Here is an 8,402-nt window from a genome sequence, read left to right as displayed (position 1 = left end):
GTCCTCAAATACCAGCCGGGCGCCGGCGTGCCACGCCACCGTCATGTCGGGCTGGAAACCATCGTCGTGCTGGAAGGCACCCAGAGCGACGAGAACGGCGACTATCCGGCGGGCAGCGTGATCCTCAATCCGGTCGGCACCGAGCATTCGGTGTGGACGAAGGACGGTTGCGTCGTCCTGATCCAGTGGGACCTGCCGGTGATCATTCTGGGCGAGACGAGATGAGCGACATCCATTTCGATATCGGCAGCCTGCACGCGGCCTACCAAGCCGGCATCGGCATCGCCGAGGTGATCGATACGGTGCTGGCCCGCATCGCGGCGGCGCCCGACCCCGGCATCTTCATCCACCTTGCGACGAGAGCCGAGATGCTGGCTGAGGCCGAAGCGCTCTGCCCGTTCGACCCCGTGGCCATGCCGCTCTGGGGCATCCCCTTCGCCGTCAAGGACAATATCGATGTCGCCGGCATGCCGACCACGGCCGCCTGCGCCGAATTTGCCTACACGCCCGCAAGCGACGCAACCGTGGTGGCGAGGCTCAAGGCTGCGGGCGCCCTGGTCGTGGGCAAGACCAATCTCGACCAGTTCGCCACCGGCCTCGTCGGCGTGCGCACGCCATGGCCGATCCCGAGGAATGCGATCGATCTGAAGCTGGTGCCGGGCGGCTCCTCCTCCGGCTCGGCGGTGGCGACGGCGCGCGGCATCGTCTCCTTCGCACTCGGCACCGATACCGCCGGCTCGGGCCGCATTCCGGCCGGCCTCAACAGCATCGTCGGACTGAAGCCGACCGTCGGCGCACTGTCGACGGCCGGCGTCGTGCCGGCCTGCCGGACGCTCGACTGCGTGTCGGTCTTCGCGCTGACCGTCGACGACGCCTACGCGGTATTCTCCATCGCCGCCGCGCGCGACGCAACCGATCCGTATTCGCGTGACGTCGCCGTCCACCCGCTCGTGGCGCACGCCCCGGTGCTGAACGTCGGCATCCCGGTAAAAGCCGACCTGAAATTCTTCGGCGATACGGCGATGCAGGCCGGCTTCGAGGCCTCGCTTGCCATGCTGTCGCGGCTCGGTTGCCGGCTTGTCGAGATCCCGTTCGGCGACTTCTACGCCACCGCCGATCTGCTCTACGAAGGCGCCTGGGTGGCGGAGCGCTATGCAGCGATCCGCGATTTCTTCGAGGTGAATGAAGCAGCGCTCCATCCGGTGACGCGCAAGATCATCGGCGGCGCCCGAAACCTGTCGGCGGCCGACGCCTTCCGCGGCTTCTATGCCTTGCAGGCCTACAAGGCCCGGCTCGCCCCGGTGATCGCCTCCGTAGACCTGTTCTGCGTGCCGACCGCGCCGACCCACTACACCGTCGATGCCGTGCTTGCCGATCCGATCGCCACCAACAGCCGGCTCGGCACCTACACCAATTTCGTCAATCTGCTCGACATGTGCGGCATCGCCGTGCCCACCGGCACGCGCGACGACGGTCTGCCGATGAGCGTGACCCTGCTGGCGACTGCCGGACGAGACGGCCTTGCGGCATCCGTCGCGCGCGACCTCCACTCGGCGAGCGGCCTCGCCCTCGGCGCGACCGGTTGGCGGCAGTCGAGCGCACAGCCTGTCGGCGCATCGGCCGAGGACGGCACGATCGAGTTGGTGGTGGTTGGCGCGCATCTTTCGGGAATGCCGCTCAACGGCCAGCTGAAGGAGGCCGGCGCGCGCTTCTGCAGGGCGGCGCGGACCAGCTCTTCTTACAAGCTCTATGAGCTTGCCGGCCAGACCACACCCAAACCGGGGCTCATCCGGGTCGGCAGCGGCGGCGCCGCGATCGAGGTCGAGGTCTGGCGGCTTTGCGCCGATGCCTTCGGCCGTTTCGTCGCCGCCATTCCGCCGCCGCTCGGCATCGGCACCATCGAGCTCGACGACGGCACATCGGCGAAAGGGTTCCTGGCCGAAACCGCCGGCCTGCTGGCTGCGACGGACATCTCCGCCTATGGCGGCTGGCGCAATTTCGTCGCCAGGACCCACGAGGCGCGGCGGCAACTGGAAAGCGTTCCCTCCAGATGAACGGAGGGGCCAGCAGGATCGGCAGGGTTCAAGGCCCGCCTCGCTGAAGAGTTCGGGGAGCAGCCTCAGGCCAGTTCGAACCGCTCCACCGCCCGCATGATGCCGCGCAATTCGGCAAGGCCCTTGAGCCGCCCGATCAGGGAATAGCCGGGGTTGATCCTGGTCTTGCCGATGTCGTCGGCAAGCAGATGGCCATGGTCCGGACGCATCGGGATGCGCCAGTCGGACCGGCCTTCCTTGCGCCGGCGCGTCTCCTCCTTCATCAGCGCCAGGATGACCGCCGCCATGTCGGTCGAGCCCTCCAGATGCTCCGCCTCGTAGAAGGAGCCGTCCGCCTCGCGCGTCACGTTGCGCAGATGCGCAAAATGGATCTCGGCGCGAATTCCCCGATCATTGCGACAAGATCGTTGTCGGCGCGCACGCCGTAGGAGCCGGTGCAGAAGGTCAGGCCGTTGGCCGGGCTGTCGACCGTCTCCAGGATGAAGCGCGCGTCGGCGGCGGTGGAGACGACCCGCGGCAGCCCGAACAGCGAGAAGGGCGGATCGTCCGGGTGGATGCACATGCGCGCCCCGACTTCCTCGGCGACCGGGATGATCTCCTTCAGGAACCAGGCCAGGTTGGCGCGCAGTTCCGCCGGGCCGATCGCGTCGTAATCGGCGAGCGCCTCGCGCATCGTCTCGCGATTGTACTTGCGCTCGGTGGCCGGCAGGCCGGCGATCAGGTTGCGCTCGACCTTTTCGATCTGCTCGTCGCCGAGCGACTTCAGCCGCGCTTCCGCTTCCTTGAGGCGTGCCTGGCTGTAGCTCGCCTCGACATTCTTGCGCTTCAGCACGAAGACGTCATAGGCGGCGAAGTCGATCGCATCGAAACGCAACGCGTAGCCGGTGGTCGGCAGCCGGTACATGAGATCGGTGCGCGTCCAGTCGACCACCGGCATGAAATTGTAGCAGATGGTGGAGATGCCGGCCTTGGCCAGCGCCCTAATCGTGTCCTTGTACCAGCCGGCATAGCGCTGCCGCTCCGCCGACCCGATCTTGATCGAGTTGTGAACGGGAATGCTCTCCACCACCGACCAGGTGAGTCCGGCCGCCTCGACGATGCGCTTGCGCTCGAGGATGGCATCGAGCGGCCAGGCGCTGCCGTCATAGATGTTGTGCAGGGCCGTCACGATGCCGGTCGCTCCGGCCTGCTTGATATGGTCGAGCGTGACCGGATCGTCCGGCCCGTACCAGCGCCAGCATTGTTCCATGAGTGCCTCTTTCCTGATTCCGGCGGACCTTATTGTCGGCCTTGACGGCGAGTCAAATCGGGCAGCCAAAGTCGACGGGACGCGCGTTCTTGTCGCCCGTCATCCAGCGCATTATGAGGATCGGCAACGGCGTCGCGCGCCGGCAATTCCCGGCGGACAATCACGGAGTGTCGGCAATGATGGATTTCGACGGCAAGGTCGCCCTGGTGACGGGGACGACCGGGATCGGCCTGGCAAGCGCCAGGCGCCTGGCGGCGGGCGGGGCGGCGATCATCGCGCTCGGCATCGACGAGCACGCCAATGCGGCGATGCAGGCCGAATTCGACCGCAACGGCGCCGCCGCGCTGGTGGCGACTGTCGATGTGTCCGTGCCGGACCAGGTCGCCCAGGCGATCGCCGACGGTGTCGGCCGCTTCGGCGGGCTGGACGTCATCGTCAACTCCGCGGCCGTCCACCCCTACGGCACCGCCACCAGCACCGATTTCGAGACCTGGAACCGGGCGATGTCCGTCAATGTCGGTTCCATCTACCTCACCGCCCACTACGGCATCCCCGAGATGATCAAGCGCGGCGGCGGCGCCATCGTCAACGTCGCCTCGGTGCAAGGCACTGCCTGCCAGCAGAACGTCGCCGCCTATGCCACCACCAAGGGCGCCATCCACACGCTGACGCGCTCGCTGGCGCTCGACTATGCCCGCCAGGGCATCCGCGTGAATTCGGTCAGCCCGGGGTCGGTCCGCACGCCGATCCTCGAAAGGGCCGCGCGCGGCGACGACCCGAACGCCGACATCGAGGCCGCCTTCAGGCGCTTCGGCGAGGCGCACCCGCTCGGCCGCATCGGCGAGCCGGAGGAAGTGGCCGAACTCATCGCCTTCCTGTGCTCGTCCAAGGCAAGCTTCTGCACCGGCGCCGACTACAGGATCGATGGCGGCCTGCTGGCCGGCATTGGCGTGAGATGAGGGCATCGACGGCAACGGGACGGATGGCCGCCGCCGCCCGCACTTGCGGCGGCGCGCTTTAACCGTCTATCGTGGTTCGAAAGCCCGTAACGCATCCGGCCCGCCGACAGAGCGACCGGGCAGATTTCAGGACGAGTGAAGCAACGCATCGCCAATGGCCGACAAATCGCAATTCGGGCTGACCGCTGTCGATACCGTTCCGCTGCATGAGAAAGTCTATCTGGAGCTCGTGCGCGCACTGATGTCGGGCCAGTTGCAGCCCGGCCAGAAGCTGACCTCGCGCAAGCTCGCCAAGGAGCTCGGCACCAGCGACATGCCGGTGCGCAGCGCCTTCACCCGGCTGCAGGCGCTGCGGGCGCTGAGCCCGATGCCGAACGGCAGCGTCGAGGTGCCGCTGATCTCCGCCGAGCGCTTCCAGCAACTGACCGCCGTGCGCACGATCCTGGAAGGTACGGCCACCGGGCTCGCCACCAACCGCATCAACGGCAACAACCTGCGCGCCATCCGCCGCCATTGCACCGAGCTCACCCAAGCCGCCCGCAGCGGTGACATCGACGACTATCTGCGCAAGAACCACGACTTCAAATTCTCGATCTACCGCCACTGCGGGAACGAGCAGATGATCTTCCTGATCGAGACGGTGTGGATGCAGGTCGGCCCGTTTCTGAGGAACCTGGCGATCGGCTTCGAGGACGGCCTCGCCGGCATTCTCGGCATCGACTATCACGAGGAAGTCGTCGCGGCGATCGAGGCCGGCGACGGCGAACGGGCCCGCGCGGCCATCGTGCGCGACATCGACGAGGGGGCGACACACATCCTCGGCCAGGTGAAGTTTCCGGAACTACGCCACTAGGCAGACCGCAGGGCCATTCGAGCGCGCGCCGAAGGCCTCGCCAAATCCCGGCTTGGCTTTCCTGCGTCATCCAGCTATGTTGCGATCGCAGATCGCACAATATGGACCTGAAATGCCCCCCGATATCCCAGCTAGCAAATTGAAAAAATGAAGGAAAATTGCCTGGAAGCATCCATGGCGACCTTCATGAACTCACAAGCTGAAAAATGGATATCGTAGCCGCGATGGCTACAGAAAGAACCAAGGGGCTGGAAATTGAGCGATGCAATTGCCGACGTTTTGAACTGGCTTGAAAGCAGGGAGGACATCCAGAGCCTGAGGGCCGCGGTGTGCGATCTCAACGGCATCATGCGCGGCAAGCGCATTCCCGTCGAGCAGGCGCGCAAGGCGCTCGAAGGCAAGCTGCGCATGCCCTACTCACTGATCGGGCTCGACATCTGGGGCGAGGATATCGAAGGCAATGCGCAGGTCTTCTCGACCGGCGACGCCGATGGGCTTTGCCAGTGGACCGGGCGCGGCATCCTGCCCGTCAACTGGACGGCGCATCCGACGGCGCTTCTGCCGCTGTGGCTCGCCGATGAAAACGGCGCGCCCTATCTCGGCGACCCGCGCCGCGCGCTCGCCCGCATCCTCGACCGCTACGCCGCGCTCGGCCTGACGCCGGTCACCGCGACCGAGCTCGAATTCTACCTCGTCGACCCGACATCGCAGCGGCCCGTCGGGCCTGTCTCGCCGATCACCGGCCGGCGCCTCGATTCCGATGCCGCGCTCTCGATCGACGAGATCGACGATTTCGAGGCCTTCATCCATGACGTCTACGAGGCCTGCCGCATGCAGGGCATCCCCGTCGACACCGCGATCGCCGAGAACGGGGTCGGCCAGTTCGAGATCAACCTCAACCATGTGCCGGATGCCTTGCGCGCCGCCGACGACGCCGTGCTCTTCAAGCGCACCGTCAAGGGCATCGCCCGCAAGCACGGCTTTGCCGCTTGCTTCATGGCCAAGCCTTATGGCGAGCGCGCCGGCAACGGTTTCCACGTCCATTTCAGCGTCATCGATCGCGACGGCCGCAACATTTTCGACGACGGCAGCGACCAGGGCTCCGACACCATGCGCCACGCGGTGGGCGGCCTGCTCGCGGCGATGGCCGAGAGCACGCTGGTGTTCGCGCCGCACTTCAATTCCTACCGCCGGCTGCGCCCGCGCTCCTACGCGCCGACCGCGGTTGCGTGGGGCTACGAGAACCGCATGGTGGCGATCCGCATTCCCGGCGGCCCCGCCGCGGCGCGCCGCATCGAGCACCGCGTGTCCGGCGCCGACGCCAATCCCTACCTGGTGCTGGCGGCTATCCTTGGCGCGGCGCTCGTCGGGATCGAAAAGGAACTGTCGCCCGGCGAACCGACCGGCGGCGAGGGACAAGGGCTCACGCTGGCGAAGCTGCCGCCGGACTGGGCCTCGGCCATTGCCAGCTTCGAAAGCGGGCCGCTCGTCGCCGAGATCTTCCCGGCTACGCTGCGCCAGTCCTTCGTCGCCTGCAAGCGCCAGGAATTGAACACCTTCGCGCTCAATGTCAGCGACTTCGAGATCGAGACCTATCTGGAGAGCGTCTAGAGCAATTCCAGGAAAAATGTGAAACGGTTGGGCTCGGCGGCTTCGCCGTAGCCTTCCGTCCGGAATTGCATCAAAACAATGAGTTAGAGCAGGCCGCCGTATCCGTGAAACGGTGAACTGCTCTAGTCAGCTCACTCTCCGGTCCGCGCCCGCTGGCGTTCCTGGACGATGACCGCCAGGATCAGCAGCGCGCCCTTGGCGAGCAGCTGATAGAAGGTCGGAACGCTGGTCAGGATCATGCCGTTGTTGAGCACGCCGATGATCAGCACGCCAAGCATGGCGCCGACGATCGTGCCCTTGCCGCCCTGCAGCGCGCAGCCGCCGAGGATCGCGGCGGTGATCGCTTCCAGCTCCAGCCCCTGGCTGCCGGAGGCAGGCTGGCCGGACATGGTGCGGCTGGCAAGCACCAGGCCGGCCACTGCCGCCGCGAACCCGCTCATCGCATAGATAGAGATCTGGTAGCGGCGGATCGGGATCCCGGCCAGCCGCGCCACCGTCGGATTGCCGCCGAGCGCGTAGATGTTGCGGCCGACGACCGTCTCGCGGGTGAAGACGATGAACGCCGCCATCGCCGCGATCAGCAGCCAGATGGCGAAGGGCAGGCCGAAGAGCGTGCCGATGCCCAGCGCCCGCAGACTGTCGCCGGTGATCGGGATCGAGTTGCCGTTGTTCATCAGATAGGCGAGGCCGCGGAAGGCCGACATCGTTCCGAGCGTGGCGATCACCGCGTTGACCGGACCGTAGACGATGATCAACCCGTTGATCGCGCCCGCCAGCAGGCCGGCAAGCAGGCCGGCCAGAATGCCGATCGGTATGGAACCGGTTTCCTGCGCGGCGACGGCAAGCACCATGGTGCTCAGGCCGACGATCGATCCGACCGATATGTCGAGCCCGCCGGAGACGATGACGACCGTCTGCGCCATGGCGAGGATGCCGAGGAGGGTGACCGCGAGGCCGATGTTGATCAGGTTGCGCGGTGTGAAGAAGACGTCCGGCCTCAGCGCGCCAAAAATCGCCAACAGCACCACCAGCGCGATCAGCAGGCTAATGTTCTGCGCGCCGATGCGGCCAAGCAGGGTTGCCGGCACGCGCTCGCGGCCGGCCGTCGCAGTATCGGTCACGATACCCTCCTTTCGATTGTCTCTTTCCCCGAGCGCATGGCCAGCGCCAGCACGGCCTCCTCGCTCGCCTCCTGCCAAGGCAGCTCGCCGCTGATGCGTCCGCCCTGCATGACCAGCACGCGGTCGGCGAGGCCGAGCAGCTCCGGCATTTCGGAGGAGATGAGCAGGATGGCGAGGCCCCGGTCGGCCAGGCTTTCGATCAACCTGTAGATCTCCGCCTTGGCGCCGACGTCGATGCCGCGCGTCGGCTCGTCGAGGATGAGCACCGCCGGCCCGCGCGCCTGCCAGCGGGCGAACACGACCTTCTGCTGGTTGCCGCCGGAAAGTTTTCCCACCGCCTGTTCGATCGACGGCGTCTTGACCCTGAGCTCGGCGACGTGATGGGCGACCAGCGCGCGCTCGCGGCGGCGGCTGAAGAAGCCGTAGCGCGACACCTTGTCGGGCACCACCAGGCTGACATTGTCGCGCACCGCCTGCATCAGAAGCAGCGCCTCCTGCTTCCGGTCTTCCGGCACCAGCCCGATACCTGCGGCCCCGGCCTCCGAAGGCTCGCGC

The 8,402-nt window shown here is 66.6% G+C and carries 7 protein-coding genes and 1 pseudogene; 5 read left to right on the top strand and 3 right to left on the bottom strand.

From position 1 onward, the window contains the following. Both EN738_RS25840 and atzF read left to right on the top strand, forming a co-directional pair. On the top strand, positions 1-225 hold a 225-nt coding region (locus tag EN738_RS25840; RefSeq protein ID WP_189605977.1), incomplete at its 5' end, for a cupin domain-containing protein. Then, positions 222-2,054: an allophanate hydrolase gene (atzF, locus tag EN738_RS25835; RefSeq protein WP_127286172.1), complete on the top strand. Its 1,833-nt coding sequence runs from the start codon at positions 222-224 to the stop codon at positions 2,052-2,054. The genes EN738_RS25840 and atzF, both read left to right, overlap by 4 nt. Positions 2,055-2,119: 65 nt before the next feature. On the opposite strand, the pseudogene uxuA reads toward atzF, so the two are convergent. After that, positions 2,120-3,303: pseudogene (gene uxuA, locus EN738_RS25830) on the bottom strand (mannonate dehydratase). Between the two features lie 176 nt (positions 3,304-3,479). On the opposite strand from uxuA, the gene EN738_RS25825 reads away from it, so the two are divergent. From EN738_RS25825 to EN738_RS25815, 3 genes are all read left to right on the top strand, one after another. Further along, the gene (locus EN738_RS25825; protein ID WP_127286174.1) at positions 3,480-4,262 is read left to right on the top strand and encodes an SDR family oxidoreductase; all 783 of its coding nucleotides are present in this window, start codon (positions 3,480-3,482) and stop codon (positions 4,260-4,262) included. Between the two features lie 154 nt (positions 4,263-4,416). Beyond that, positions 4,417-5,115 carry a GntR family transcriptional regulator gene (locus EN738_RS25820; protein ID WP_127286171.1) on the top strand — a complete coding sequence of 233 codons (699 nt, stop codon included), beginning with the start codon at positions 4,417-4,419 and terminating at the stop codon, positions 5,113-5,115. A 255-nt stretch (positions 5,116-5,370) separates the two neighbouring features. Continuing rightward, complete coding sequence (locus EN738_RS25815; RefSeq protein WP_127286170.1) at positions 5,371-6,726, top strand: glutamine synthetase family protein; 1,356 nt, start codon at positions 5,371-5,373, stop codon at positions 6,724-6,726. Between the two features lie 131 nt (positions 6,727-6,857). Here EN738_RS25815 and EN738_RS25810 read toward each other — a convergent pair whose 3' ends face one another. Both EN738_RS25810 and EN738_RS25805 read right to left on the bottom strand, forming a co-directional pair. Continuing rightward, complete coding sequence (locus EN738_RS25810; protein WP_245478376.1) at positions 6,858-7,847, bottom strand: ABC transporter permease; 990 nt, start codon at positions 7,845-7,847, stop codon at positions 6,858-6,860. Then, on the bottom strand, positions 7,844-8,402 hold a 559-nt coding region (locus EN738_RS25805; protein ID WP_145966933.1), incomplete at its 5' end, for an ATP-binding cassette domain-containing protein. The genes EN738_RS25805 and EN738_RS25810, both read right to left, overlap by 4 nt.

Source organism: Mesorhizobium sp. M4B.F.Ca.ET.017.02.2.1 (assembly GCF_003998955.1).
GTDB lineage: Bacteria > Pseudomonadota > Alphaproteobacteria > Rhizobiales > Rhizobiaceae > Mesorhizobium > Mesorhizobium abyssinicae.
This window is presented reverse-complemented; position numbering and strand designations above follow the sequence as displayed.

Bases quoted from the DNA above. Each gene is read 5' to 3' on its own strand.
- EN738_RS25825 (WP_127286174.1), top strand. From the start codon at position 3,480: ATGATGGATTTCGACGGCAAGGTCGCCCTGGTGACGGGGACGACCGGG.
- atzF (WP_127286172.1), top strand. From the start codon at position 222: ATGAGCGACATCCATTTCGATATCGGCAGCCTGCACGCGGCCTACCAA.
- EN738_RS25820 (WP_127286171.1), top strand. From the start codon at position 4,417: ATGGCCGACAAATCGCAATTCGGGCTGACCGCTGTCGATACCGTTCCG.